This is a genomic window from Fusicatenibacter faecihominis (assembly GCF_020686945.1).
In the GTDB taxonomy this organism is placed as follows: Bacteria; Bacillota; Clostridia; order Lachnospirales; family Lachnospiraceae; genus Limivivens; species Limivivens faecihominis.
In genome coordinates, this window is sequence record NZ_JAJEPR010000007.1 from 89,533 (window position 1) to 115,705 (window position 26,173).

The 26,173-nt window shown below is 50.9% G+C and carries 20 protein-coding genes and 3 pseudogenes; 2 read left to right on the top strand and 21 right to left on the bottom strand.

The annotated features are described in order from the left end of the window. Positions 1 to 227: 227 nt before the first annotated feature. Positions 228 to 1,301, bottom strand: coding sequence for a YecA family protein (locus tag LKD71_RS06165; protein WP_227614748.1), 1,074 nt, complete (start codon positions 1,299 to 1,301; stop codon positions 228 to 230). A 227-nt stretch (positions 1,302 to 1,528) separates the two neighbouring features. On the opposite strand from LKD71_RS06165, the gene LKD71_RS06170 reads away from it, so the two are divergent. Continuing rightward, the gene (locus tag LKD71_RS06170; protein WP_227614749.1) at positions 1,529 to 3,322 is read left to right on the top strand and encodes an ABC transporter ATP-binding protein; all 1,794 of its coding nucleotides are present in this window, start codon (positions 1,529 to 1,531) and stop codon (positions 3,320 to 3,322) included. A gap of 70 nt (positions 3,323 to 3,392) precedes the next feature. Here LKD71_RS06170 and LKD71_RS06175 read toward each other — a convergent pair whose 3' ends face one another. The 17 genes and pseudogenes from LKD71_RS06175 to LKD71_RS06255 form a co-directional block, all read right to left on the bottom strand. Then, on the bottom strand, positions 3,393 to 3,653 hold the full coding sequence (locus LKD71_RS06175; protein ID WP_227614750.1) for a hypothetical protein: 261 nt from the start codon (positions 3,651 to 3,653) through the stop codon (positions 3,393 to 3,395). Between the two features lie 90 nt (positions 3,654 to 3,743). Continuing rightward, a complete protein-coding gene (locus LKD71_RS06180) occupies positions 3,744 to 5,468 on the bottom strand; it encodes a phospho-sugar mutase (RefSeq protein WP_227614751.1) in 1,725 nt (574 codons plus the stop codon). 851 nt (positions 5,469 to 6,319) lie between these two features. After that, the gene (locus LKD71_RS06185) at positions 6,320 to 7,495 is read right to left on the bottom strand and encodes a glycoside hydrolase family 130 protein (protein ID WP_227614752.1); all 1,176 of its coding nucleotides are present in this window, start codon (positions 7,493 to 7,495) and stop codon (positions 6,320 to 6,322) included. Then, on the bottom strand, positions 7,485 to 8,663 hold the full coding sequence (locus LKD71_RS06190; RefSeq protein WP_227614753.1) for an AGE family epimerase/isomerase: 1,179 nt from the start codon (positions 8,661 to 8,663) through the stop codon (positions 7,485 to 7,487). Before LKD71_RS06190 ends, LKD71_RS06185 begins: the two co-directional genes overlap by 11 nt. 9 nt (positions 8,664 to 8,672) lie before the next feature. After that, a pseudogene (locus LKD71_RS06195) lies at positions 8,673 to 9,349 on the bottom strand (glycoside hydrolase family 130 protein). Positions 9,350 to 9,384: 35 nt separating this feature from the next. Next, positions 9,385 to 9,750 (bottom strand): annotated as a pseudogene (locus LKD71_RS06200) (carbohydrate ABC transporter permease); the annotation flags it as partial. Next, positions 9,642 to 9,956 (bottom strand): annotated as a pseudogene (locus tag LKD71_RS06205) (hypothetical protein); the annotation flags it as partial. The pseudogenes LKD71_RS06205 and LKD71_RS06200, both read right to left, overlap by 109 nt. 315 nt (positions 9,957 to 10,271) lie before the next feature. Continuing rightward, complete coding sequence (locus tag LKD71_RS06210; protein WP_227614754.1) at positions 10,272 to 11,291, bottom strand: LacI family DNA-binding transcriptional regulator; 1,020 nt, start codon at positions 11,289 to 11,291, stop codon at positions 10,272 to 10,274. An 84-nt stretch (positions 11,292 to 11,375) separates the two neighbouring features. Continuing rightward, positions 11,376 to 13,562, bottom strand: coding sequence for an alpha-galactosidase (locus LKD71_RS06215; protein WP_227614755.1), 2,187 nt, complete (start codon positions 13,560 to 13,562; stop codon positions 11,376 to 11,378). Positions 13,563 to 13,709: 147 nt separating this feature from the next. Continuing rightward, a complete protein-coding gene (locus LKD71_RS06220) occupies positions 13,710 to 14,315 on the bottom strand; it encodes a GNAT family N-acetyltransferase (RefSeq protein ID WP_227614756.1) in 606 nt (201 codons plus the stop codon). Between the two features lie 71 nt (positions 14,316 to 14,386). Beyond that, positions 14,387 to 14,977 (bottom strand): GNAT family N-acetyltransferase, encoded by a 591-nt coding sequence (locus LKD71_RS06225; RefSeq protein ID WP_227614757.1) that lies wholly within the window; start codon positions 14,975 to 14,977, stop codon positions 14,387 to 14,389. Further along, positions 14,913 to 15,542, bottom strand: coding sequence for a uracil phosphoribosyltransferase (gene upp, locus LKD71_RS06230; RefSeq protein ID WP_178045181.1), 630 nt, complete (start codon positions 15,540 to 15,542; stop codon positions 14,913 to 14,915). Before upp ends, LKD71_RS06225 begins: the two co-directional genes overlap by 65 nt. Before the next feature lie 86 nt (positions 15,543 to 15,628). Continuing rightward, positions 15,629 to 16,921, bottom strand: a complete 1,293-nt coding sequence (locus tag LKD71_RS06235) for an alkaline phosphatase family protein (protein ID WP_227614758.1) — start codon at positions 16,919 to 16,921, stop codon at positions 15,629 to 15,631. 15 nt (positions 16,922 to 16,936) lie between these two features. Further along, positions 16,937 to 17,779, bottom strand: coding sequence for a carbohydrate ABC transporter permease (locus LKD71_RS06240; protein ID WP_227614759.1), 843 nt, complete (start codon positions 17,777 to 17,779; stop codon positions 16,937 to 16,939). 13 nt (positions 17,780 to 17,792) lie between these two features. After that, positions 17,793 to 18,707 carry a carbohydrate ABC transporter permease gene (locus LKD71_RS06245; RefSeq protein ID WP_227614760.1) on the bottom strand — a complete coding sequence of 305 codons (915 nt, stop codon included), beginning with the start codon at positions 18,705 to 18,707 and terminating at the stop codon, positions 17,793 to 17,795. Beyond that, a complete protein-coding gene (locus LKD71_RS06250) occupies positions 18,700 to 19,755 on the bottom strand; it encodes an ABC transporter ATP-binding protein (protein WP_227614761.1) in 1,056 nt (351 codons plus the stop codon). Before LKD71_RS06250 ends, LKD71_RS06245 begins: the two co-directional genes overlap by 8 nt. 95 nt (positions 19,756 to 19,850) lie before the next feature. Then, positions 19,851 to 21,167, bottom strand: coding sequence for an extracellular solute-binding protein (locus LKD71_RS06255; protein ID WP_227614762.1), 1,317 nt, complete (start codon positions 21,165 to 21,167; stop codon positions 19,851 to 19,853). Between the two features lie 312 nt (positions 21,168 to 21,479). Here LKD71_RS06255 and LKD71_RS06260 point away from each other — a divergent pair, with 312 nt between their 5' ends. Then, positions 21,480 to 22,214 carry a DeoR/GlpR family DNA-binding transcription regulator gene (locus LKD71_RS06260; RefSeq protein ID WP_227614763.1) on the top strand — a complete coding sequence of 245 codons (735 nt, stop codon included), beginning with the start codon at positions 21,480 to 21,482 and terminating at the stop codon, positions 22,212 to 22,214. Here LKD71_RS06260 and LKD71_RS06265 read toward each other — a convergent pair. From LKD71_RS06265 to LKD71_RS06275, 3 genes are all read right to left on the bottom strand, one after another. Further along, on the bottom strand, positions 22,211 to 23,863 hold the full coding sequence (locus LKD71_RS06265; RefSeq protein ID WP_227614790.1) for a Na+/H+ antiporter NhaC family protein: 1,653 nt from the start codon (positions 23,861 to 23,863) through the stop codon (positions 22,211 to 22,213). The two genes, LKD71_RS06260 and LKD71_RS06265, sit on opposite strands and share 4 nt — an antisense overlap. Positions 23,864 to 23,952: 89 nt before the next feature. Further along, the gene (locus tag LKD71_RS06270; protein ID WP_227614764.1) at positions 23,953 to 25,068 is read right to left on the bottom strand and encodes a DUF362 domain-containing protein; all 1,116 of its coding nucleotides are present in this window, start codon (positions 25,066 to 25,068) and stop codon (positions 23,953 to 23,955) included. A 33-nt stretch (positions 25,069 to 25,101) separates the two neighbouring features. After that, the gene (locus LKD71_RS06275; protein WP_227614765.1) at positions 25,102 to 26,166 is read right to left on the bottom strand and encodes a PTS transporter subunit IIC; all 1,065 of its coding nucleotides are present in this window, start codon (positions 26,164 to 26,166) and stop codon (positions 25,102 to 25,104) included. Positions 26,167 to 26,173 lie beyond the last annotated feature (7 nt).

Consider the following 26,173-nt stretch of genomic DNA (forward strand, 5'->3'; position numbering starts at 1 on the left):
TTATGATACCAGTGTCAAAAGGTCAAAAAGCTGTTCGTGCTTGCACGATAAGGCTTTTGAACTTGGGACACGCCAAATATGAGAAAGTAGCGATTTACGCAGTAAATCAGCGGATTTCGAATATTTGGAGGATTGCGGAAGCTGCGTAGCAGCGTAGCAATCCGGGTATCAAATGAGTGTCAAAAGACCTTTTGACACTCATATCATTTTATTTCATTGTAACATTCTCAGCCTTTTCTTCCGCAACAGCGTTTATACTTCTTTCCGCTTCCGCAGGGACAGGGTTCGTTGGGGTAAATTTTTCTGCCGAGGCCTACGGACATGGCATTTCTGGTCACTTCGGAAGCCATATGCCCCTTGTAATCCCAGCATCTGGTCATGCAGCCTAAGCGGCGGATCTCTTTTTTCACATCCTCGACCTGTCTCTGGGTGGAAAAATAACAGCCGTGCTGATAGAGCATCGCCAGAATCTCTTCCTCCGGAATATTCATACGGATGGCTTCTTGTACATCATAGAAGATCCGCAGAGCATCTGCCTGATTCTTATGCTGCTCATCCATCATATCCTTAATGAAAAATACCGTATTCTCGTTGGGTTCCTGGCAGGCCAGCTGACCGTAGCTTAAGAACTCTTCCTCTGTCTCCGGCACATAATAGTCAAAGGTATTCTGCACCTTCTGAACTTCCTGATACACATCGTTTTCAGCAAGATCAACATCCATCAAAAAACCATTTTTCAGCCGGACAACACCGGATTTACGGTCCAGCTCTTCCAACTGAGCTTTTACTTCTTCTGCATCTTTGATACCTGTATGATAAGTTCCACAGATCTCCACAAACTTTTCCAGCGAAATCACACCGTACAGATATACCGCCGATTTTGCATAATCCTCCAGACGATTTCTGTCCGCTTTTTCTGCCTGCATATCAGGTGTGCAGATTTTTTCGTATGTGGTCTCCACATCCTCTGGAACCAGATACAGTTCCTGCTTCGGATCATAAGCTCCGTAAGTGGTCAGAAGCAGCGAATCTGCCACCAGCTCCTGGCTGATGAGGATTCCCTGTTCCTGAATTGCACTCTCAAAAAATCTGGTCTCATCTGCAGAGGCCTGCTTTACGATTTCTCCCATTACTGCCTCATCCAGAAGCTGGTTCCTCAGCCATTTTGCCAGATCCTTTTTATTCCATTTACTGAAGCCTTTTAATCCGTGTTTCTTTGCAATATCCTGGAGGTTATCTTTTGTATAGCAAAGGAAAACCTGCTCCAGGCTCTCCGGTCTTGCCGTTCTGTATTCTGTCATAACGCACATCCTTTTCTATTTCTCATCTTGAAAAAAGCGCCTTGAACTCCACTTTTTCGGAAATCCCACGCGCAATAAGTCTATGTTATCTTAACAGACTCAGGCCAAGAAATCAATGGAAAAACTTTTCTGTTTTTTCAGATTGCTATAGACGAATCGAAAAAAACAGTTAGAATAGAAAGAAGAAATTCCATCACACCGGAAAACACATCTGAGGGAGGTAGCTTATGAAAGAGACTATTCCGGAAGAAGGACTTGAACATTTTGACGAGTACCTTCAGAACTATTCCAAAAACGAGAATCATCCGCTGAAGATTCTCCTGGGCTTTTACAAGGGGAAAAAGCTCCAGTGCGCCAAGGGATTTTTCTGGCTGATCTGCCAGCGGTCCCCTGTCTGGGTCACGCCGATCGTGACCGCGAACATCATTGACATCGCCACCAATCCGGGCAAGAACAGTATTCAGCGGATTCTTTTCAATCTGGTGATTGCCCTGCTTTTTATCAGCCAGAATGCCTTCAGCAACTACATGGCTACCAAGCATTTTTCCGGGGCCAACCGGGAGATTGAAGGATCTTTGCGAAACGCGCTGGTCCGGAAGCTCCAGCAGCTTTCCATCATGTTTTATAAGGAAATCCAGTCCGGACGGCTTCAGTCCAAGGTCATGCGTGACGTGGAAAATGTCCAGGCCCTCTTAAACCAGATGGTCCGGACACTGTTTTTCTTCATTCTGGACGTCATCATCGCCTCTGCTGTCACCCTCTATCACAGCCCCCTGGTCTTCGTCGTCTTTCTGGCTGCGATTCCTGTGGCTGTGGCCGGAATCTACTATTTCAAGAAGCCGATTTCCGAGCGTAACCGCGCCTTCCGTACCGAGATGGAAAGCACCCAGGGCGCGGTGGCGGAAATGCTTGAGATGATTCCCGTCACGAGAGCCCACGGTCTGCAGGAGGTGGAGATCAACAAAATGCAGCGTTACCTCAAGGGCATCATGCATCAGGGCTTTCAGCTCGATCTGATGAACAACCTTTTCGGCGCTGCCAGCTGGGTCGTTTTCCAGAGCTTCCAGATCCTCTGCCTGGCCTTCACCGGCTGTCTGGCTGTCAAGGGAAAGATCGGCGTCGGCGAGGTGGTTCTGTTCCAGACCTATTTCACCCAGATCGTGGGACAGATCTCCACTCTCATCAATATTTACCCGGATCTCTGCAAGGGAATGGAGTCCGTCCGTTCCATCGGCGATATTCTCGAAGAAAAGCAGGTGGAGCCCAACCATTCCATCGTCCCTTTGGGCGACCTCAAGGGAAACGTCCGTTTCTGCAACGTGGATTTCAAATATCCCGATGGGGAACGATATATTCTGAAGGATTTTAACCTGGAGGTCAAACCCGGCGAGAGCATCGCCTTTGCCGGAGAATCCGGCACCGGAAAGTCCACGATTCTGAACCTTCTGATTGGTTTTCTGCCGCCCACAGACGGCAAAATCCTCATCGACCGGATCAATATGGTAAACCTCGATATGAACGAATACCGGAAACAGATCGCCGTTGTTCCCCAGAACACGATCCTTTTCTCGGGAACCATCCGTGAAAACATCACCTACGGCCTCGAAAACATCTCCGATGATGAGATCTGGTCTGTGATCCACGAAGTCGGCCTAGAGGACCTGCTCGACAAAATGCCCGACGGCCTGGACACGCCCCTCGGCGAGCACGGCGACCGGCTCTCCGGCGGTCAGAAGCAGCGAATCTCCATCGCCCGGGCCCTGATCCGCAAGCCGAAGATCATCATTTTCGACGAGGCCACTTCAGCCCTTGACTCCGCCTCCGAAAAGAAAGTTCAGGAGGCCACCGACCACATGATGGGAAAATGCACCACCTTCATTGTCGCTCACAGGCTTTCCACCATCCGCAAGGCCGACCGTATCGCCTTTATCAAAGACGGCAGCGTCGCCGAGATCGGAAGCTATGAAGAGCTCATGGCGAAGAAAGGGTATTTTTACCGGCTCAAGAGCCTGCAGGAATAATACATAGAGAAAGCTCCGTGACCACCACTTTTGGGGGTAATCACGGAGCTTTTTATTCAGCAATATTTTTTCAATATTTCCCGCCAGATAATCCAGAATGTTCATCCCGTAGTAGGTCTTTTTGTCGATCCGGCTGGCAAGCCTTGGCATATTTTCGATCCAGAGAGAGAACCCTGGAGGCGCACCAGTGATAAAAATTATTCATGTTGTTGATCAGCGTATCAAAATCCCGCTCCTCTTCCAGATAAAGATCATAGGGGAAAAATTTTTCGTCAAAAATCAATGCCTCTCCCCGGGTGTTGATCTCTGCGATTTTTATCACAAAAGTCATCAGCTGATTCAGCTTCTGCCGCTGTAAAGCGTTTCCTGCTAAAAATCGGCCGCCGCACAGCAGAAAACTGCCGGGCAGCGGCCGGAAAATTTATTCGCCCAGAGCCTCGAGAGCTGCGGAGAGAGCTGCCACTTTTTCCTCGGCCTCTTTCTCGTCAGCGCCTTTGATTCCTGCGTAATATTTGATCTTAGGCTCGGTTCCGGACGGACGCACGCAAACCCAGGCCTTGTCATCCAGCTCGAAATAGAGCACATTGGACTTCGGCAGAGTCAGCTCGGAGGTCTCTCCGGTAGCAATGTCGGTGCGGATGCTGGAACGGTAATCTTCCATAGCAAGCACTTTGAAGGGGCCTACGCTCTTCGGGGTGTTGGCGCGGAAGCTCTCCATCAGAGCGTCAATCTTTGCTTTTCCTTCCATTCCCTTGAAGGTCTGGGAGATCAGGTTCTCTTTGTAATAGCCATAGGTCTTGTAGAGGTTCTCCATCTGCTGGCAGAGGGTAAGACCTTTGGACTTATAGTAAGCGGCTGCTTCGCAGAGAGCCATAACGGCAACAACGGCGTCCTTGTCTCTTGCGTGGGTTCCTTCCAGGCAGCCGTAGCTCTCCTCGTAACCGAAGAGGAACTCATGGCTGTGATCCTGCTCGAAGAACTTGATCTGCTCGCCGATGTATTTGAAACCGGTCAGAGTCTCGATCAGGGTTACGTTGTAAGCCTTTGCGATCTCCCGGGCCATTTTTCCGGACACGATGGTGGTGACAACGGCGCCGTTCTCCGGAAGGATACCCAGTTCTTTTCTCTGGGAAAGGAGGTACTCCAGGATCAGCATACCGGACATGTTTCCGGTAAAGCTCTGGTACTCGCCGGTTTCCGTGTTCTTTGCGTAAACGCCGAGACGGTCAGCATCCGGGTCGGTAGCGAGGACGATATCTGCATCCACCTCTTTGGCCAGCTTGAGGGCCAGAGCGAAAGCTTTCTTATCCTCCGGGTTCGGGTAGCTGACAGTCGGGAAATCACCATCAGGAAGCTCCTGCTCTTTTACCACATGAACCTGGGTAAAGCCAAGCTCTTTTAAGACGCGGCGTACCGGCAGATTTCCGGTTCCGTGAAGCGGGGTGTAAACGATTTTCAGTTTGTCAGCCTGCTCTTTGATGGCTTCCGGACGAAGCACCAGTTTTTTCAGGGCTTCCATGTATTTGTCGTCGATCTCGCTTCCGATGACTTCATAGAGGCCTGCGGCTTTGGCGTCTTCCTCACTCATGGTCTTCAGTGCGCCGTAATCGGTGATAGACTGCACTTCATTGATGATCTCCACATCTTTGGGAGCGGTGATCTGGGCACCGTCCTCCCAGTAAACCTTGTAACCGTTGTACTCCGGCGGGTTGTGGCTGGCTGTCACCATAACGCCTGCGGTGCAGTGGAGCTCACGAACGGCAAAGGACAGCATAGGTGTCGGACGAAGAGACGGAAAAATGTAAGCTTTGATTCCGTTGGCTGCCATGCAGAGTGCGGTCTCTTTTGCAAATTCCGGGGACATGTGGCGGGAGTCAAAGGAGATGGCTACGCCCTTTTCCTGGGCATGTTCTTTGATGATAAAGTTTGCAAGTCCCTGGGTCGCTTTTCTCACAGTGTAAATATTCATACGGTTGGTTCCGGCTCCCAGAATACCGCGAAGGCCTCCGGTACCGAACTCCAGCTCTCTGTAAAAACGCTCGGTGATCTCTTTCTCGTCGTCCTTGATGGCAAGAAGCTCCGCTTTGGTGGCCTCGTCAAAATAAGGGGAGGTGCACCAAAATTCATAATTTTTCATTGCATCCATGGCAATATCCTCCAGATTCATAATCTTTCTGTTTTTTTGGAAAAAAGTTTGTCAGGACTATTTTAGCATATAATGTAGGCTTTGGTAAAGCGTAGAAAAAATAACGAGGGGGAAACCATCAGAGTTGCGCCAGTCCTGGTTTCCCCCTCGAGCTCCCCCTTCCAGGGCACGCTAGAAAATAAGGGGCTTACGTCATACTGGAAATGCACGATGATATGGTGGGTGGTGTCTCATGGTGAAAGCAAAACCGGGAGATGTTACACATACTGCTGGCTTAAGTTGACTATATATTGCAAAAAATCAAAATAAACCAACAAAAACAAAGATATAGATTGACTTCATATTGTAAAATTTCAATATAAGTCATTAAAAACAGAGAACTCTGTTGACTGCAAATCCAAAAATCCCAAATACAGTCAAAAAAACCCGGTAAATTTTTGACTGTAAATTCCCAAACTCCAAATCAAGTCAATCAAAACCCTAAAAATACATGACCATAAATCCCAAAACTCCAAATCAAGTCAATCAAAATCCCAAAAATACATGACCATAAATCCCAAAACTCCAAATCAAGTCAATCAAGCCACCAAAAACACATGACCACAATCCCCAAAAATGCAAAATCAAGTCAAATGTTCATCCAAATCAATTGACCGCAAACTCTAAAACCTTCAAAACAAGTCAAAATCTCACCGTCATTTCACGCACTCCCAGTCTGACGTAAGCCCCCTATTTTCTGCGTGCCCTAGAAAGGGGGCTGCAAGGGGGAAAACCAGGACTTGCGCAACTCCGATGGTTTTCCCCCTTGCAAGGTTTCCCAGTGGCTTACCACAAGCCACCCTATAGAATCTTTACTTTGATTCAGCCAGAATCTCCAAATTCTTCTGAATCAACTCACACCTCTGCTTCACACAATCCGGTGACCGATGCGGATCCCGCGGCGTGTTAAACAGATAATCCTCCAGTTTATCCACTGTAGTCGTCGCCACATGCATTCTTGTATCACAGGATGCATAATAGATATACACATCCCCATTCTCTCTCGCGATCGCCCCATTGGTGAACACCACATTGGACACGTCGCCGACTCTCTCATTTCCCAGCGGTACCAGGAACACCCCTGACGGCTCCGCAATGACTTTAGAGGGATCTTTCAAATCCGTTCCAAACGCATACAGCACATATCTCAGTCCTGCTGCCGTATTCCTTACGCCATGGGCGATGTGAATCCAGTATTTCTTTCCTTTGAAAGGAACTGCTCCTGCTCCGTTCTTGGACTCGGTCAGCGTATGATAAACTCTGCGGCTGATGATCTTCTCCTCGTCGATAACCGCATGCTCGATGTCATCGCAGAGGCCAAAGCCAATTCCTCCGCCGCTTCCGGTTTCGATGAAACCGTCCATCGGGCGGGTATAGAAGGCGTATTTGCCGTCCACAAACTCCGGGTGAAGCACCACGTTTCTCTGCTGCGGGGACCGTAAGGTCTTGAGATTGTCCAGTCTCTCCCAGTTCTGGAGGTCATGGGTACGGACGATGCCGGCCTGAGCCACTGCGGCGGAGAGATCCGGATTCGTGGTGTCCTTGCTCTCGGAGCAGAACACGCCGTAGATCCAGCCGTCCTCATGCTTGGTCAGACGCATATCGTAGACATTGGTCTCCTCCGGGCAGGTGTCCGGCAGAACCACCGGATAATCCCAGAAGTGGAAGCCATCGATGCCATTGTCACTTTCTGCCACCGCAAAGAAGGATTTCCGGTCATTTCCTTCCACACGAACCACCAGATAATATTTTCCGTTGAGCTCAATGGCTCCGGAGTTCATCACGGCGTTGATGCCCAGACGCTCTTCAAAATACGGGTTGGTTTCCTCATTGAGGTCATATCTCCAGTGCACCGGTGCAAACTCCCGGGTCAGGACCGGATACTGATACCGGTCATAAATTCCATTATAAAAATCACTCTTCTGATTTTTTCTGGCAACAAGCTTGTCCACCTTTGCCTTTTCCACATAATACTGTTTATGAAGCATCGCTCATCCTCCTGATCACTTCCATACACATTCTTCCGTTATGATACGGGCATTTCCAGGGCTCTACAATTGGTTTATGAATCGGCGTTCCGTCCGCCTCCACGCACCAGAACCACTCGGAACCCTCTCTGGGATCGACGAGATATTTCCTGATGTACTCCCACACATCCTCAGCAGCCTGAAGGAACTTTTTCTCCCCGGGCTTTTTCTGCCAGGCGTTGATAAAGCCCACCACCGTCTCCGCCTGAATCCACCAGACCCGGGTGGTATCGTCCACGCCTTTTTCCGCCTCGTTCATGAGGGAATGGTTTACATAGGCCTTCTCATAGATGGCCTCCGCAATTTCCTCCGTAATCGGCGCCAACTTCTCCGTGTAAGCCGGATCAGCCAGTACCTCCAGGCCTCTGTCCATCAGCCAGGAAGTCTCAATATCATGGCCGTAGGAATAAAGGTCGATCAGGCTGTTCCAGGTCCGATCGAAAAAGACCTCCTGCCGTTTCAGCTCCCGGTTATAAACTTTATCTGCGAAAAGATCCATCATAAAGCGGAGTCTCTCTCCCGTGAAGGGATCTTTCGTCACACGGTAAAATTCCGTATAGGCCTCAAACACATGAAGCAGCGTGTTCATCGTCTTCTCCGCCAGTACACCGTTCTCGGAAAGCTTTTCGTTGCTCTCGGGCCTGAAATCCCGGGTGAAAGCTTCGAGATAACCGTACTCGTCGGTCATTTTTTCCTCGATGATGAGCTGCAGGCCTCTCGCGATATCGAGGGCGTCCTTGCATCCGGTCGCATTATAATAAGAAGAAAGTGCATAGATCGCAAACGCCTGGTTGTAAGTATGTTTCGTGGTATCCTTCGGTTTTCCGTCATAGGTCACAGACCAGAACACACCGCCGTACTCCCGGTCGATACAGTAATTTTTCAGAAACTCATAGGCATGATCTGCATCCTCTTTTAAATTTTTCTCCTTGAGAAGCTCATAGGCGCTGGAGAAAAACCAGAGAATCCGGCTGTTTAAAATGCAGCCTTTTTCATACTCTTTGTCAAGCTTCAGATCATAGCCGAGCCAGCCGTAATAGCCGCCGTACTTCTGGTCCTTTAAGCTCTCCCAGAAGGGGATGAGCCTAGTTTTCAGATGCTCTTCGATTTCCTGAACAAACGTATTCATATGAACCCCCTACCTTTTGCCGATCTCCGTATCATCGGCTCTGACTACACTGTTTTCTTTGATATAGGCAACGATCTGATTCACCGTGGTAAATGCAAGACCCACATAGGTGTCAGCCGCGCCGTAGTAGATGGCAATTTTTCCGCTCTCTGCGTCATGAATCGTCGCGCAGGGGAAGGTCACATTGGGAACGAAGCCTCTCTCCTCATACCAGTCCTCCGGTGTCAGAAGAAAGTTCTGGCAGCGGTATTTCACGATGGATGGATTGTCGATATCCAGGATCGCTCCGCCAATGCTGTAAACGTAACCATTGCAGGTTCCACTCACACCATGGTAGAAAAGAAGCCAGCCCTCTGTTGTCTCAATCGGAGCGGCACCTCCGCCGATCTTTAAAGACTCCCACCACTCACTGCTCTTTCCCATGACATGACGGTGTTTTCCCCAGTAGGTCATATCCGGGCTCTCGGAAAGAAAAATGTCTCCGAAGGGCGTATGGCCGCTGTCGCTGGGACGGGAAAGCATCACAAAATTGCCGTTGATCTTTCTGGAAAACAGAACTGGATGGGATTTCTGCCGATGACCGGATTTTCACTGTAACGCCAGACCGGTGCGCCGTGAAACTCCTTCGGGCCTTCCTGCCAGGGTACGTTGGGTACGGATGCCCCTAAAATTTTTACCTCGCTCATTTCTCTATTCTCCTTTGCTCTTGTCATTTTTCAAATCAGCCCTTTACTGCACCTGCTGCCATGCCGCTGTATACCTGCTCCTGGAAGATCAGGAACAGCACGAAGATCGGAATGATCGTGATCAGCACGCCGGCACAGATGTAGTTGTACTGGTTTCCGTAAGGGCCCGTAAATTTATAGAGGGCGGTGGAAATGGTCTTCAGATCCTCGTTCTGCAGATACAGGTTGGACATGTAGTACTCGTTGTAAACACCCACACCTTTCAGTACCAGAGAAGTCACGATGGCCGGTTTTAACAGCGGAAACAGGATCTTGAAAAATACACCGAAATACATACAGCCATCCATGATAGCCGACTCGTCCAGAGATACCGGCAGATTTTCAAAGAACTGCAGGAAAATAAGGCATATTTGAAGAACAGTTTCTGGGCCACGGTGCAGATCACGATGATCACCAGAAGAACGATGGCCATGGCGCAGGCCAGACCAACTTTCTGGTTCTCGTGGGCCAGACGGTTCATGATTACGAAATAAGTACCGGTTCCCATGGTACCGTTGGTGATAACGTAAGGCGGCTCGAAGGCGCTTAAGGAACCGCTGATGGGAAGAAAATTGCCCCCTCCGTTTTAAGTTTTTTTAATTTTTTTGTTCTTTCTGATGTTTATTTTTAAGTTAATTTTATTCTAGCATGTTTGACTTAATTTTCAAGTTATTTTTACTTAAAAAAGTATCTCTGTTACTTGTGTGAAAATTTTAAGTTCTTTTTTTATGTAAATCTTACAATGAATCTTATTGTTTTCCATCGTTTTTCACTGCTTAATCACTGGTTTCTTTTTACTTAACCAATAAAGTTGTTTTTCTAAAATCGACAAAAAAATACTGCCTGTGAAAAAAGATTTCTCCTTTTTCACAGGCAGTATTTTTCATTTATTTCCGTGCGATAGGTTTCCTACACTTTCTTTCTCTATGATCTGACCGGAAACAACGTTCAGTCCCCTTCCGGAAGAAGGATTCTTCAGTCGTTTCATAACCTTCTCCAGAGCGATCTTTACCATCGCCCTGGTATTTACCTCATACGTCGTGATCTTTTTATCCGGGAAACCGGGGTAGAGGAAGTTATCGAAACCGATGACCGCCACATCCCCGGGGATCTTGTAGCCCATCTCTTCCAGCTTCATCATGAGGATTCCCGCCGTCAGATCACAGTTGCAGACAAAGGCCTCGGGAAGCTTCTCAGGTACGGAAAATTCCACATTTCCGGTCCGGTCGCGGTCCTCGATCAGCCACTCCGCCGGAAGTTCTTCCCCGTGCTCCAGCAGCGCCTTATAGAAACCGCAGTAGCGGTCCATGATGCTGCTGGTCCGGTGGATGCTGCCCACATAGGCGAGCTTCTGGTATCCCCGTTCAAAAAGATACTCTGTCAGAAGGTACATCCCATAGAAATTGTCGGCAATCACCGAATCTTCCGACAGCTCCTTATCGTAAAAATCCAGGAAAATGATCGGAAGCTTCGTCTGCTCCTTCATGAAATGAATGTAATCTTTGCTGATCTCTCCCATGACGATGAGGCCTTCCACCTGATTTTCCTCCACCATCCTGGGAAGGAGCAGGTGATCCTCCATGTCGTGCTTTAAGATCTCCACAACGGCCATACAGTTTTTGTCCGTGGCCACCAGAGCCAGCTCCTGATACATTTTCCAATAGAAAGTCGTATACTCCGCCAGGTATTTCTCGTGGATCAGAACGCCAATGCTTTTCAGCATCCGGCTCCGCTCCTGTCTTCTGGCCGCGGAGACCGGCCGGTACCCCATCTCTCCCGCTACTTTCTGTATTCTGGCCCTCAGCTCATTGCTGACGCCTTTCTGTCCGGTCAGGGCGTTATGCACCGTTACCGTGCTCACCCCGATCTGGGCGGCAATATCCGCCAGTCTGACTTTCGCCATTTGTAATACCTCCCTACGCAGTTTGTGCCTGCCGGAAAGTTTCCTCTCCGCCAGGCAAATGTTCTCCCCCGTAAATACAGTTTTTTATACTCTTACGAAATGATACAGCTTACTCTTGAAATCTCCGTGAAGTCCGCGGATCAGGAAGCCAGCCTTCATCAGCATGGAACCGGTATAAACCTCCTCGGTTCCCTCCAGACGGTAGGTCGCTTTCTCGTCGAAACCGTCCAGATAAATTTTTCTTGTAATCGGATTGGGGACACCGAGCACCTGCACATAGGTCACAAGCACCTCACTCTTATCCCCGGCAGCCACAGTCCAGCAGTCGTAGAGATGATTCTCCCGATAGGAAGCGATGCGATAGTAGTCGCCCTCCCGTACCAGATCGTGATATTTATGGTACATTTCCACCTGGGCCGGAATCATCTTCCGGTCTTCCTCCGGGATCCGGGTCACATCAAGCTCATAGCCGAAAGTTCCGGCAAGGGCCACATGGCCTCTGGTCTCAAACGGCGTCACACGGCCAACGGTGTGGTTCGGGCAGTCGCTGACATGAGCGCCCATAGCGGACAGCGGATAAATGAGAGCCGTTCCTTCCTGAATCTCCAGCCGCTCGATAGCATCGGTGTCGTCGGAGCACCAGATCTGGGGGCTGTAGTAGAGCATACCCGGATCAAAACGGGCTCCGCCGCCGGAGCAGTTCTCCAGAAGCAGGTTCGGGAATTCCTGTACCAGCCGCTCCTGCATCTCGTAAACGCCCAGCACATACCGGTGATAAAGCTCCTGCTGATGCTCTTTATCGAGATAAGAGCTGCCGAGGTCGCAGAGCTGGCGGTTCATATCCCATTTTACATAGACGATGTTGGCGCTTCTTAAGATCGAAGCCACGCACTCGTAGGCATAATCGCGCACTTCCGGACGGGAAAGGTCGAGAACGTACTGCTGACGGCACTCTGTCGCCTCTCTTCCCTGGATCTGGATTGCCCAGTCCGGATGCTTCCGGTAAAGCTCGGAATCCGGGGAGATCATTTCCGGTTCAAACCAGATACCGAAGGCCAGGCCAATCTTATTGACCTCGTCCACCAGATGTTTGAGACCGCCGGTGATCTTCTCGGTGTTGACAGTCCAGTCGCCTAAGGAGCAGTTGTCGCTGTTTCTCTTTCCGAACCAGCCGTCGTCCATAACCAGCATCTCGATGCCGCATGCTTTCGCCTGACGGGCGATGGAAAGAAGCTTGTCGGTATTGAAATCAAAGTAAGTGGCCTCCCAGTTGTTGATCAGGATGGGGCGTTTCTTGTGGTTGTAGGGGCTGCGAATCATATGGTTCCGGTAAAATTTCTGGTAGCTTCTGGTCATTTTTCCAAGACCGGCTCCGGAATAGGTGAGAATGACCTCCGGAGCCTGGAAAGCCTCTCCGGAAGCCAGCGGCCAGCAGAAATCCTCCGGACTGATGCCCATAGTCATACGAACCGTATCAAACTGGCAGCGCTCGGCCTGAGCCACGAAGTTTCCGGAATAAACGAAATGCATGCCGTAAACCTTTCCGCTCTTCTGGTTGGTTCCCGGTGTCAGAAGAGCGATGAAGGGATGCTCCTGATGGCCGGACTCTCCGCGGAAGGAAGATACCAGCTGTTTTCCGTAAGCCAGCGGCCGGGTCTGGATGTGACGCTCTCTCGCCCAGGAACCGTGAAGACTCAGCATCTCGAAATCTTCGTTGTCCATATCCACGCAGGCGCTGTAAACTTTTTCCACTTTCAGCGTCTCGCTGCCCTCGTTTATCAGGCGGACGCTTCTCGCGATAATGTCCTCTTTTTCAAAAATGGAATAGCTCAGGATCACCTTGAGGCCCAGGATCGGGTCTTTTAAGATCAGATCCAGCGTCTCCACTTCTTCCTCGGTTCCAAAGGAGGCGGGCAGCCCCTCGAGTTTTTTCTTTCCTTTGTAGATCTCGTGGCCTTCATAGAAGATCTCGCAGCCCCGGCGTCCGTCGGCATTGCGGACATTGAGGCAGCTCTCCCGGAAATCGCCGACACCGCCGGTGGGGTATTCGGTCGGGAAACGGTCCAGGAAGGATGATTTCTCTCTTTTTACCACGCTGGGAGTGAAGGGATGCTCATCGATGCGAAGCAGATAATTCTCCACTTCTCCTTCCAGGCGGTCGCCGTAGTAAATGTGGCCCACATAGCCCTCGGTGGTAAGGCCGATGAGATAGGTACTGTTTTCCGTATCCAGACGGAAGATTTTTTTCTCTTTTTCGTAAGAAACTGACATTTGTAATCTCCTCTCATACAATATACGTTTTGCTTTAACCCCCTAGTATAGCGTTTTCGTGCAAGCCCGAAAAGCTTTTTGAGCTTTCGGCCCTGGGGTCATTAAGTTTAATATACTTAAAAAAAGATTAAATGTCAATTAAATATCTTACACACTTTTCGAAAGCCAGTGTAAAAAATTGATATAAATTTCGGGAAACAACCGGATCGGTTCCTGATTTTCCTTGTGTTCCCCGATCATCTGCTCCATCCAGACCATATCGTACCAGCGGTGAAATTTATAGCCGCACTGATAAAATTTTCCCACCAGGCGATAGCCCAGATGCTTGTGAAAATAGATGCTGTCATTGGTGAGGTGCTCGTCCTCCTGATCCGTACAGGCGATGCAGGCGTTGACGTTTAAGATGCCCTGCTCTTTTAAGCCCTCCTCCAGTGCATCATAGAGGATCCGGCCCAGGCCCCGACGCTTCTGATCCATCCGGATGTAAATTGAAGTCTCCACGGCCCAGTCGTAGGCCGCCCGTGTCTGAAAACGGCCCGCGTAGGCATAACCCAGAATCCCGGTCTCATCCTCCACCACCAGATAAGGATAATGCTGCAGCGTGTTCTCGATTCTTCCGCGAAATTCCTCCACGGAGGGCACTTCATACTCAAAGGTGATGGCAGTCTTTTCCACATAGGGTGCATATACTTTAAGAATTTCCTCCGCATCCTCCGGCTTCGCGATCCGGAGGTGAAAGTTTCTCTTTTCCATGTCTTTCATCCTTTCTGCAGAAACAGTTCAGGCCGCGGAAAATCTTCCGCAGCCTGTCTTAAATACTTTTCTTATTTTTCTAAGGAAAGCGCTTTTTCAAAAGCCATTCTTGTCTCGTCGGTTCTTCCAAGGAAAATGGTTCCGCAGTGGACAAAGCCATGGCTTCCAAGCCAGGTCTGCATAGGCACATTATCCCGGTGGGTGTCCATCCGGATCACAGAAAAACCGTTTCCGCGGATCTCTTCTTCCATCGCCCCAAGAAGCTTTCCGGCAATTCCGTGTCTCCGGATCGTAGACAGCACGGCAATCCGGTGGATCGTCGCATAGGAAACGTTGCCGAGCTTCCACTCGCCGTCATAGATCCGGTCATAGTTAGGTTCTCCCCGGAAAGAAAGCATAGCGGTGCCGAGGATCGTTCCATCCTCCTCCCAGACTCTGCTCTCTCCATTTCTGATGTCATCACGGATAATTTCTTCAGACGGATAACCGTCCTGCCACTGATCCAGTCCGGCCTCTCCCATAGTCCGCTGGGCATCATGGATAACTGCCATGATACCCTCAAGATCCTTTTCCTCTCCTGCTCTGTATCCCATGGTCTTATTTGGTTCCGAAGATACGGTCTCCGGCATCGCCCAGACCCGGGCAGATGTATGCGTGCTCATTCAGGCAGCGATCCAGATGACCACAGTAGATCTGAATGTCCGGATGTGCCTCGTGAAGTCTCTTCAGTCCTTCCGGAGCTGCGATGATGCACATGAATTTGATGTTGCGGCCGCCCTGTTTCTTTACATAGTCCACAGCTGCCTCGGCAGAACCGCCGGTTGCCAGCATCGGGTCAACGATGACATTGATACGTTCGTTGATGGACTCAGGAAGTTTGCAGTAATACTCGTGAGGCTCATGGGTCACAGGATCACGGTAGAGTCCCACATGGCCAACCTTTGCGGACGGAACCAGGGTCAGAATACCGTTTACCATTCCAAGGCCGGCACGAAGCACCGGAATGACAGCCAGTTTTTTACCGGAGATAAAGGGAGTCTTGCAGGTCTCGATCGGAGTCTCAATCTCCACATCCTCGGTCGGAAGATCGCGGAACGCCTCGTAGCCCATAAGAACAGCGATCTCCTCCACCAGCTTACGAAACTCGTTGGTTCCGGTATTCTTGTCTCTCAGCATTGAAATCTTGTGCTGGATCAGCGGATGCTCCATAATGTAAACTTTTTCCATTTGTTTTCTCCTCCTGTGTATGATATTTGCCCAAAACTGCATACAGTGTATCATATTCCAGTGAGGTCTGCAAGGAATATCCTTTCTTATTTCAGGATCTCATGAAGCACTCTTCCGTCTGTCCCTTCCATGTTAAAACCAAGAGCCGCTGCAAAGGTGGGGGCCTCATCCACCAACCGGCAGTTTTTCAGGACAGCGCCTTCTTTGATGGAAGGACCGAAAGCGATGAGAGTCGGCGACGGACCACGGTCCGGATGATGGCCGTGGGTGGCGTGGCCGAAGCGGTAATCGGAGGTATCGAAGCCCCGGACCACCGGCCCGTACCAGCTTCCACTGAATGAGGTATAGCCGTCGGTCTCCAGCACGAAGGAGAAATCCCCGGCCAGATGCTCTTTTTCCCGGATCTCTTCCGTGGTATAAACCTGGCTGATGCCGTAGACGCCGGCCTCACAGAGTTCCTTCAAAACCGCATAGGTCTTCTCCCAGGCCTGCCGGTCCGAAGGATCTTTAAGGAAAACCTGGGCGGAGGCTCCGGTGGACTTAATCATGGCCGTGTAGTCTTTGACTTCATGATTTTCTCCCAGCGTAATGAGGCCACGCTCAGCCAGAAGCACGTTCGGGCAAACCACCCGCTCGATATTGATCTGGCCGTGGTCGCTGACGATGAAAAAATCCGTATCTTCGCAGGTTCCCGCATCCTGAGTCGCCTTGATGAGCCAGCCCAGCCAGTTGTCAATCTCGTGGAGGCCGTGCGTCACCTTCGGGCTGAAGAGGCCGGTCTGGTGGCGGTAGCCGTCGATGTTTGCCGGATGAATCATCAGAAGATCCGGCTGGTAATTCCGGATGATACTACAAGCACTTGCGGTGATAAATTCGTCGCAGTAGGGATGAATCCGGTGTTTGAGCATCCAGAGGTTCGGCTCGATGCAGCTCTTCACGACCTCCTCAGAGCTTCCGCTGGCCCGGAAACAATGCTGCGCCGTCTCCGTCTCGCTCTGGGGCCAGTATTCATCGATGAGATAGTCGATCGAAGAACAGTTTCCCGTCACCGGCCAGAAGACAGCCGCCGTGGAGAGTCCTTTCTCCTTCGCCCGATCGAAAATCGACGGAACTTTTACCTTATCATAGAACCAGTTCCAGTCCGAAGAAAGCTCCTTCACATTGCTGAGTTCATTATTTACGATGCCGTGACGATCCGGATAGCAGCCCGTCATCATCGTGGTATGGCAGGGGTAGGTGAGGGTCGGATAAATGCTCCGCACCTGCTCCACCCGGGCGGCCTTTTTCCAGATCGAACCGAAGACCGGCAGCTGTTCCAGAGTTGCCGTATCTTCATAAATCAGCGCGTCCTCAGAAATAACAATCACATGTTTTCCCATAAAAAATCCCTCCTGTCACTTAATCCCATTGTAAGTAAAGGCTTTGATGATCTGTTTGCTTCCAAAACAGTAGATAATCAGTATCGGCACAACCAGAATCAGGTTACCCGCCATGATGAGATTCCACTGCAAGCCCTGCTCCGCATCCTGCTTGAGTTTTTCCACATAAAGCGTCAGCGGACGGAATTTATCGCTGTTCGTCATGACCAGCGGCCAGAAGTAGGAGTTCCAGATTCCGATGACTGAAAACATCATCGTCGCGATCAGGGAGGAGCGACACATGGGCAGCGCCACCTTCAGCATGATCTTCCACTCCCCGGCATCGTCCATCCGGGCCGCCTCGAAGACTTCCGGATTGATCTGCCGGAAAGACTGGCGAAGCAGAAAGATCCCGAAAGCGTTGGCTCCGAAGGGCAGAATCTGGGGCAAAAGCGTGTCGATGAGCCTTGCCTTCGAAAACATCAGGTACACGCTGATGTAGGTAATCTGCTCCGGAATCATGAAAGCCACCAGCACAATGCCGAACAGCGCTTTTTTAAAGGGGAACTCCCTTGTGGCAAAGGCATAGGCCGCCGGAACCATGACCAGCACCTGAATCACCACCACCGACGCCGTAATGATCAGGGAATTGCAGGCGTAGCGAAGAATATTATCCGCACCGGTAAAAATTTCCTTCAGATTTCCCAGCGTAAACACCTCAGGGATCAGCGTAGGCGGCGTCCGGATCGCCTCCTGATAAGTTTTGAAAGCTGTGCTTCCCATCCAGTAAAATGGAAAGACAAACAGCAGAATTACAAAGATCTTCAGCACATCTCCCGGAAGCTTCGGAAGATATTTTCTCAATTTTTCTCTCAGCATCTTATCCTCCACTTCACTGGTAATGTACCCTGCTCTCCAGACATTTGAAATATACCACCGTGACCAGAATCAGGATCACCATCAGGACAACGCCTGCGGCGGAAGCGATTCCCAGGGTATTGTTTCTCTGGAACGCGTAATCGTAAATGTACATGCTCAAGACTCTCGTACTGTCCCCGGGACCGCCGTTTGTCATGATCCGCATGGAATCAAAAACTTTGAAGGAGCCCGTCGTGATCGTAATGAGAAGGAGAAACAGCTGCGGCGACAGCATCGGCAGCGTGATCCGGAAAAATTTCCGTAAGGGTCCCGCCTGATCCAGCATGGCTGCCTCGTCAATCTCCTGGGGAATGGATTTTAAGGCCGCCAGAATGATCAGAGCGTTATAACCAATGGATTTCCAGACATTCACGGCGATGACACAGTTCATCGCCATGGAGGAGCTGCTGAGCCAGTTCTGGGGCGGGATGTGAAACCAGCCGAGTACCGTATTGAATAAGCCATAAGCATTTTTGTTGTAGAGCCAGGTCCAGATGAAGGCGCAGGAAATGGATGCAATCAGATGCGGTGTGAAAATCAGCACCTGCGATACCTCATTGATCTTCCGGTCCGCCCTCATCCAGAGGGCAAAAAGAAGAGCCAGCGTGAGAAGTATCACTACCACCATCATAGTATAGTAGCCCGTGTTTTTCAATGCGGTCAGAAAATCTGTTTTCACAAAAAAGAGCTGCCGGTAATTGTCCAGCCCCACAAACTGTTTCAGCGGCTTCAGCGCATTTCCCTTAAAAAAGCTGAGCCGGACAATATTCAGCATCGGATAGATTGTAAACACCAGGAGAAAGCAGAGGGCCGGCAGAATCATCAGCCAGGAACCCAACCAGTCCTTCCATTTTTTCCTGCGGTTCCGGCGCTTTCTTTCTTCATCCATGATACTCACCTCTGATTCTCCGAAGATAAGCCTCCCGGTTCTCCTCTGTTTCCAGGCGGATCCGCTGTCCTTCCCCGTCAAAAAACAGGACAAACTCATCGGGAACGGAAAGATGACATTCCTCTCCGGCCTCAAACTCGCACTCGCGGCTTTTTACCATCATGATACCGTCCCCGGTCTCCACTTTGTAAACGGTCTCGCTTCCCAGCATCTCGCAGGTGATGATCCGGGCTTTTCTCCGATAGACAGCCTTTCCGTTTTCCGTCCTGGAAAGCTCTGCCCGCTCCGGCCGGAAGCCCATCTGGATCTTTCCGTCGCAGGAAAACACATTCATGGGCGGCGTTCCCATAAACTGGGCGGTAAAGGTATTGTCCGGATCGTTATAAAGCTCTCTCGGATTTCCTTTCTGCATGATTTTCCCTTTATTGATGAGGACGATCATATCCGCCATAGCCATGGCCTCCACCTGATCGTGGGTCACATAGACAAAGGTGGTTCCCAGGTTTTTATGCATCTCGATGAGTTCGGAACGCATGGAGTTCCGGAGCTTGGCATCCAGATTGGAAAGCGGCTCATCCATGAGAAAAACTTTCGGCTGCTTCACCATGGCCCGGGCCAGAGCAATTCTCTGACGCTGACCGCCGGAAAGCGTCGAGGGCCGCCGGTCCAGAAGCTCCGTAAGACCGGTCATTCTGGCCACCTCGGCGATTCTCCGCTGACGCTCTGCCTTTGGAACTTTTCTGTTTTTCAATCCGAAATCAATGTTGTCCCGTACGGTCATCATGGGATAAATCGCATAATTCTGGAAAACCATGGCGATGTCTCTTTTTCCCGGGTCAAGATCGGTGATATCCTGCCCATCCATCAGAACCTGCCCGGAAGTAGCCGGTCCCAGACCTGCGATCATCCGTAAAAGGGTGGTTTTTCCGCAGCCTGAAGGCCCTACCAGTACGGTAAATTTTCCGTCAGGGATGACCAGGTCTAGACTGTCGATGACGCGGACCTGATTAAAAATTTTCGATACATGATGCAACTTTATTTCAGCCATATTTATGCTCCCCTTTTTAAAGATTTCGGGGGCAAACTTCTTTGCCCCCGACTGCTGTCCGCGGCTGGCTGCCGCAACCTTCATTTCTTTCGGCTTCAGCCAAAGAACTCAGCGCTGGTGTCTTTAATCTGCTGAACGGCTTCCTGCGCGTCGATGCTCTGGTCGCAGATCAAAAGAGAAACGGCATCCCAGCAGGCCTGAATGAAGTCCTGAAGGTACGGGCTGTAGGGCTGCTCCTGGCAGTGTCCGGTAGCGGTCTGGTCGTAAGCGACCTTGTACAGCGGATTTTCGTTCCAGAAATCTTTCATCCCCTCGTAATCAGCTACAGATTTGGTCACGGGCACATAACCGGTGTGCATCGTATTGTAGGTCACTTCCTCATCGCTCATCAGGAACTGTACGAACTCCCAGGAAGCCTTAATCTGCTCGTCAGTATTGCCCTCGGAGATGATGCAGACGTTTCCGCCGCCGATCATTGCCACCGGTTTTTCGGCATCATAAGTCGGATACTGGCTGGCTCCCAGCTCAAAGCCGTTGTCCTTCGCATTCTGGCTCAGGGTTGCCAGCATTCCGGAGCTTCCAATCATGCTCGCAAGCTTCTGCTGGGAAAATTCCTCGGTCATGACGGTTCCTGCATCGGTGGCATCGTAGGCTTCGCACCAGCCCTCGTCAACCCAGCTTCTCCAGTCACCAAGGACCTTTTCCATGGTTCCGTCCTCCAGCGCCGGGGAAGAATTTCCGTCGTCTGCAAGGTAAGCGGAACCCAGCTGATAGAGGTGTGCTGCCTGGAGATAACCGAAGTCGTTTCCTATGCAGAGACCGGACACGGAACCTTCCTCGTAGAGTGCTTTACAGAACTCTTCCATCTCCTCCACGGTGGTGGGAGCAGTCAGTCCCTTTGCATCCGCCATGGTCTTGTTATAGTAAAACAGCGGAGTGGAACGGATATAAGGCACGGAATAAAGGGTTCCGTCGGTGTTTCCGTTGATCTCCTGAAAGGGATCCAGCATGTTATTTCTGTCCCAGCCGGTCTCCTCTGCCAGCGGAGCCATATCTGCCAGCACGCCGTCCTCCAGAAGATAGTTTACAAAGGTGTTTCCGGATACGACAACCTGTGGAGCCTCCCCGGACTGAACTGCCAGCTGGGTCTTGGCGAGAATGTCGTTGTAGTTTCCAATGAAAGTTTCTTCCACGGTGATTCCTTTTTCTTTTCCGATGGTGTTGTTGAACTCTTCTACTTCATGCTGAACCACCTCATAGTTTGCTCCTGAACCTCTGGTGTGCCAGAACTGGATCGTGATAGGTTCTGCGGTCTCGTCTGCTTTTGCTCCGATAGAAAACATCTGTGTCTGAGAAAGTAACATGACTCCTGCTGCTATAACAGCTCCTGCTTTTTTCAGTTCTTTTTTCATTTTTTTATCTCCTCCTGCTACATGCATTGATTCTATCTACATACTTTCTGTCTTTACACTTTTCAAAAAAGTGCCTGCACACAGCGGCCGTCTGGTGCCATTTTCAACAGAATCGGATTTATTTCTGACACTTATTATCCGATGGCCTGACTATAGCACAGGAACGAAAAAAAGCGCAAGACGCGCCACGGATTATGAAAGATCGCTCAGATGGATGATCGTTTTTTACAAAAGCTTCTGCATTTTTTAACATTTGGGGATTATGCTGGAAGAAACAGCAAAGGAAGCCCATGACTTTTCAGAAAGGATTTTATGAATACAGACAGAGAAAGAAGTATCTTAAAAATTTTGGTTCACGATAAAAAAGTCACCGTCAAGGATCTCTCCACCCGGCTCTTTACCAGCGAGCCTTCGATCCGTAGGGACCTGGTCTCGCTGGAGCGGCAGCATCTTCTGAAACGCATCTACGGCGGGGCCATCCTCGACGACAACGACGTTTCCCGGCAGCGGATCCCTTTTCTCCTCCGGGAGCTGGAGCAGTCGCAGGAAAAGGTCACGATTGCAAAAAAGGCCGCCTCCCTCGTGGGAGACGGCGCGGTCGTCTTTCTTGACGCTTCCTCCAGTGCCTTCAACCTGATTCCATTTCTGGCTCTGAAAGAAAATATTACGGTCATCACCAACGGCATCCGGGCCCTGATGAAGCTCTGCGAATATAATCTCCGGGCGGTTTCCACCGGCGGAATCCTTTTAAACAGCAGCTGCGCCCTTTCCGGCGAGGAGGCCTACGCCACCATCGCCAGGTACAACGCGGATTTTTTCTTTTTCTCCTGTCGTGGTCTCTCTGACAACGGAGAGCTTACGGATATCTCCGAAGCCGAAGATTATATCCGGCTTCATATGATGGAGCGGTCAAAAAAAGCCTATCTCCTCTGCAACAGCAGCAAATTTTCCACTCGCTGCTTCCACCACCTCTGCCACGCCTCAGAGCTTTCTGGCATCATCAGCGAAGGAGAGGTGCCGGAGGGGCTGGGGGAGTATTTTCTTTAAATCTCCTCTTTTCCCCCATTTCTTGAGCGGATCACCAGCAGCACGCCCACCATGAGGACAATGCAGACCGGCAGGGCGATCCAGGAGAGGCCTGCTGCGCCCGCGGCCTGAAGAATGCCGATGATAAAGTATCCGACGAGGCAGATAACTGCCACCAGAAGGGCGTAAGGCAGCTGGGTGGAGACATGGTTGACATGCTCACAGTGACCGCCGGCGGAGGCCATGATCGTCGTATCGGAGATCGGGGAACAATGATCGCCGCAGACAGCTCCTGCCAGGCAGGAAGCAATAGAGATCACCATCATCTGACCGGAGGGGAAAACTCCGATGACAATCGGGATCAGGATGCTGAAAGTTCCCCAGGAAGTTCCCGTAGCGAAAGCCAGGAACGCAGCCACGAGGAAGATCACCATCGGAAGGAAGCCCTGCAGGGAGCCGGCGGATTTTGCCACCATATCGGCCACGAAAACTTTCGCTCCCAGAAGGTTCGTCATACCGGACAGCGTCCAGGCCATCGTGAGGATCAGGATCGGGGCGATCATGGATTTAAAGCCCTCGGGAATACACTCGGTAAATTCCTGGAAGGACAGTACATCGCGCATCATGTAGTAAATAAAAGTAAAGACCAGAGCCACCGCTCCGCCGAGAACCAGACCTACGGAAGCGCTGGAATTGGCAAACGCATCCACAAAAGAAGCGCCGCTGAAGAAACCGCCGGTATAGATCATGGCTACGATACAGCTCACAATCAGGACAGCCACCGGAAGCACAAGATCCAGCACATGGGAATTTTCCTTCTGAATCTCTTCCTCGTTGCCCTCGTAAGGTCTTCCCGGCGTCGTGAAAAGATCGCCCTTGATGGCGTTCATCTCATGCTTTTTCATCGGACCGAAATCCACCCGGAGAAGGGTCGTAGCGAGCAGCATCACCAGAGTCAGCAGTGCGTACAGGTTATAGGGTATCGTCTGGATAAAGACGGCAAAGCCGTTGATTCCGGAATCAGAAGGAACGGAGGAGGTGACGGCTGCAGCCCAGGAACTGATGGGAGCGATGATGCAGACCGGAGCCGCCGTGGCGTCGATGATATAGGAAAGCTTTGCTCGGGATACTTTATGACGGTCCGTCACCGGCCGCATAACGCTTCCCACAGTCAGGCAGTTGAAATAATCATCCACAAAGATCAGCACACCCAGGATCATGACAGAAATCTGGGCTCCGATCCGGGTTTTGATGTGCTTCGATGCCCATTTACCGAAGGCTGCGGAACCGCCTGCCCGGTTCAAAAGAGATACCAGGATTCCCAGCATAACCAGGAAAACAAGAATTCCCACGTTTCCGGAGTCTGAGAGCTTGTAGACCATTCCGCCCTCTTCATTGAAAAGCATCGTGTTGATCATAAGCTCCAGATTAAAGTTTGCATAGAGAAGGGCTCCTGTGATGATACCTGCCAGAAGAGAGGTGTAAACCTCCTTCGTCACCAGAGCCAGGCCGATGGCGATCACCGGCGGAAGCAGAGACCAGATGGTCGCGTAAGTGCCGCACTGGTACGTCTCTCTGTCTGCAATTGTTCCCGGTGTCTGAAAAGACACCACCAGAAAGACAGCGATAATCGCAATGAAAATCAGCATCGCGATCTGTTTTTTCTTCATTTTCACGTTCGTTTTCTCCCTCTTTTTAGATTTTGCGCCTGTTCCGGCGCTTTCTTGTAGCATCAGTATAAAGTGATACATTCCAGAAATCAAGAACTTTTTCCATTAAGATATGCTTTTAAAAATTCATAGATTTCCTGCTCTGTCGGCGGGCAGCCTGGACAGGAATGGGCAAACTTTCTTGTGCAGTTTCCCACGCCGAGAAGCCCTTCTTTTCCCCGGTAGCCTTGACCGATGGAAATTTTTTCATGGAGCTTCCCAAAAATCCCCTCATCCTTGAGCACGGCAAGAGCCGGAATCAGGTAGCCGTAGCAGGCGCTGCAGGATTCCACCTCTTCCACCGCGTCCTTAAGCTCCACCACCTTACGGGATTCCGGCAGGCGTTTCTTATCTTCCGCTTCGCTCTTCTCGCCGCCGACAAGCCGGATCTCTAACTTGGAAAGATCCGCGCTTCCCACGCCGAGCTCCTCCGCCATCGTGATATAGGGAATGTCCGAGGGCTTATAATAGAGAAGGTCCGCCGCGTGAGCATCCACGAGAACCGGGTCCACAGCCGCCATAATGCAGTTTCGCACCACCGGATTGCCCCCGTCCTCAAAATCCAGATCCCCGCAGATATGGTCCACGACGATAAAATCCTGATGAAGGCCGGCGCTTAAGTGGGCGATCGGCTTGTGAAGGCCCATCGCATGAAAATGGCGCTTCTCCTGGTTTGGAATCAGGCCCTTCATATTTTTCAGGGCGCAGGTCAGTTTCGTCTGGCAATGGCCTTTCAGCACCGGCACATTAATGAGAAAATCAAGGCCCGCCGCCCCGTCGCAGAGGTTCAGCTCCAGCCCTTTACAGTCGCGTACATGAAAAGAGTCCTTCTGTGTATCCACAAAAGAAACTCCATATTGCCTGCAAAGGTCCAGATATCCACATACTTCGGCAGATTCCGAAGTTTTATCCCCAACCCAGGAGCCTTCCAGCACAAGAAGCTGTGTAAAACCTCTCTCCTGAAGGTATTCGATGATACCGGCCACGATCTCCGGGTGGGTCGTCGCTCCCCAGGAAGCCTCCGAGGGAGCCACCAGGTTCGGCTTGATGCCAATCCTGGCATTTTTTGCCGGGATCCGGCTCTCAAGCTCCGCTTCCGTAAGCAGAAGCTTTGTCATCTCTTTATAATCGGTCCCGTAAATTTTCAGGATCTCATTTTCTTTCATAGATCTGTCCTTTCGCAAAAGCAGGTTGAATCTTTACAGATCCAGCTTTAGGTCATTTTCTTTAATCCAGCCATTTTTCCGGAAAGGTACTGCGATGAGAAGGGTCAGCACTGCCGGAAGGATGAAGCAGATCAGGATCATGCCGATCCAGTCAAAGGCTGTGATTCCGGCTTTCGTGCCTGCTGCCACATCGTTGACCCAGCCGGTGTAAACACCGATCTGCCCCACCAGGCCGCAGGTTCCCATTCCGGAAGCCACAGCGGCGCCGTTCATTTTCAAATGGAAAAGACAGGTAGCCAGAGGGCCCGTGATGGCGGAAGCCAAAGTCGGAGGCAGCCAGATCCGGGGATTCCGGACGATATTTCCCATCTGAAGCATCGAAGTACCGAGGCCCTGGGCAAAAAGTCCGCCCCACTTGTTTTCCTTAAAACTCATCACTGCAAAACCGATCATCTGGGCACAGCAGCCGGCTACAGCCGCTCCGCCGGCAAGGCCGGTCAGTCCCAATGCCGCGCAGATGGCCGCGCTGCTGATCGGAAGGGTCAGTGCCACGCCAACCAGCACAGAGACGAGGATGCCCATGAAGAAGGGCTGAAGCTCCGTCGCCCACATGATGGCATTTCCCACAGAGCTTGCGGCCTTACCGATGGCAGGCGCACAGGCCAGGGACAAAAGCACACCGATGGAAATCGTGACGGCCGGGGTGACGATGATATCGATTTTTGTCTCTTTGGAGACAATTTTACCGCACTCGGAGGCGACGATAGCCACCACCAGAACGGCCAGAGGACCGCCTGCTTTGCCGAGCTCATTGGCTGCAGCGCCGACGGCAATCAGAGAGAATAACACCAGCTGCGGCGTTTTCAGGGCGTAACCGATGGCGACTGCCATAGCCGGACCGGTGGCCGCCTTCGCGTAACCGCCGATGGTCACAAGAACAGCGATCCCCAGCTGCTCTCCCAGGGTGCTTAAGATCGTTCCGATCAGCAAGGACGCAAACAGGCCCTGTGCCATAGCTCCCAGGGCGTCGATGCCGTAGCGGCTCGCCGAGAAGACCACATCTTTTCGTTTCAGAAATGCTTTCACTTTTCCATTCATAACTTTA

Bases quoted from the DNA above. Each gene is read 5' to 3' on its own strand.
- LKD71_RS06275 (WP_227614765.1), bottom strand. From the start codon at position 26,166: ATGAATGGAAAAGTGAAAGCATTTCTGAAACGAAAAGATGTGGTCTTC.
- LKD71_RS06245 (WP_227614760.1), bottom strand. From the start codon at position 18,707: ATGGATGAAGAAAGAAAGCGCCGGAACCGCAGGAAAAAATGGAAGGAC.
- LKD71_RS06175 (WP_227614750.1), bottom strand. From the start codon at position 3,653: ATGACTTTTGTGATAAAAATCGCAGAGATCAACACCCGGGGAGAGGCA.
- LKD71_RS06185 (WP_227614752.1), bottom strand. From the start codon at position 7,495: ATGCTTCATAAACAGTATTATGTGGAAAAGGCAAAGGTGGACAAGCTT.
- LKD71_RS06235 (WP_227614758.1), bottom strand. From the start codon at position 16,921: ATGGGAAAACATGTGATTGTTATTTCTGAGGACGCGCTGATTTATGAA.
- LKD71_RS06215 (WP_227614755.1), bottom strand. From the start codon at position 13,562: ATGTCAGTTTCTTACGAAAAAGAGAAAAAAATCTTCCGTCTGGATACG.
- LKD71_RS06180 (WP_227614751.1), bottom strand. From the start codon at position 5,468: ATGGATGCAATGAAAAATTATGAATTTTGGTGCACCTCCCCTTATTTT.
- LKD71_RS06220 (WP_227614756.1), bottom strand. From the start codon at position 14,315: ATGGAAAAGAGAAACTTTCACCTCCGGATCGCGAAGCCGGAGGATGCG.
- LKD71_RS06190 (WP_227614753.1), bottom strand. From the start codon at position 8,663: ATGAATACGTTTGTTCAGGAAATCGAAGAGCATCTGAAAACTAGGCTC.
- upp (WP_178045181.1), bottom strand. From the start codon at position 15,542: ATGGAAAAAGTTTACATTATGGAGCATCCGCTGATCCAGCACAAGATT.
- LKD71_RS06255 (WP_227614762.1), bottom strand. From the start codon at position 21,167: ATGAAAAAAGAACTGAAAAAAGCAGGAGCTGTTATAGCAGCAGGAGTC.
- LKD71_RS06240 (WP_227614759.1), bottom strand. From the start codon at position 17,779: ATGCTGAGAGAAAAATTGAGAAAATATCTTCCGAAGCTTCCGGGAGAT.
- LKD71_RS06265 (WP_227614790.1), bottom strand. From the start codon at position 23,863: ATGAAGAAAAAACAGATCGCGATGCTGATTTTCATTGCGATTATCGCT.
- LKD71_RS06260 (WP_227614763.1), top strand. From the start codon at position 21,480: ATGAATACAGACAGAGAAAGAAGTATCTTAAAAATTTTGGTTCACGAT.
- LKD71_RS06225 (WP_227614757.1), bottom strand. From the start codon at position 14,977: ATGAGCACGCATACATCTGCCCGGGTCTGGGCGATGCCGGAGACCGTA.
- LKD71_RS06165 (WP_227614748.1), bottom strand. From the start codon at position 1,301: ATGACAGAATACAGAACGGCAAGACCGGAGAGCCTGGAGCAGGTTTTC.
- LKD71_RS06170 (WP_227614749.1), top strand. From the start codon at position 1,529: ATGAAAGAGACTATTCCGGAAGAAGGACTTGAACATTTTGACGAGTAC.
- LKD71_RS06250 (WP_227614761.1), bottom strand. From the start codon at position 19,755: ATGGCTGAAATAAAGTTGCATCATGTATCGAAAATTTTTAATCAGGTC.
- LKD71_RS06210 (WP_227614754.1), bottom strand. From the start codon at position 11,291: ATGGCGAAAGTCAGACTGGCGGATATTGCCGCCCAGATCGGGGTGAGC.
- LKD71_RS06270 (WP_227614764.1), bottom strand. From the start codon at position 25,068: ATGAAAGAAAATGAGATCCTGAAAATTTACGGGACCGATTATAAAGAG.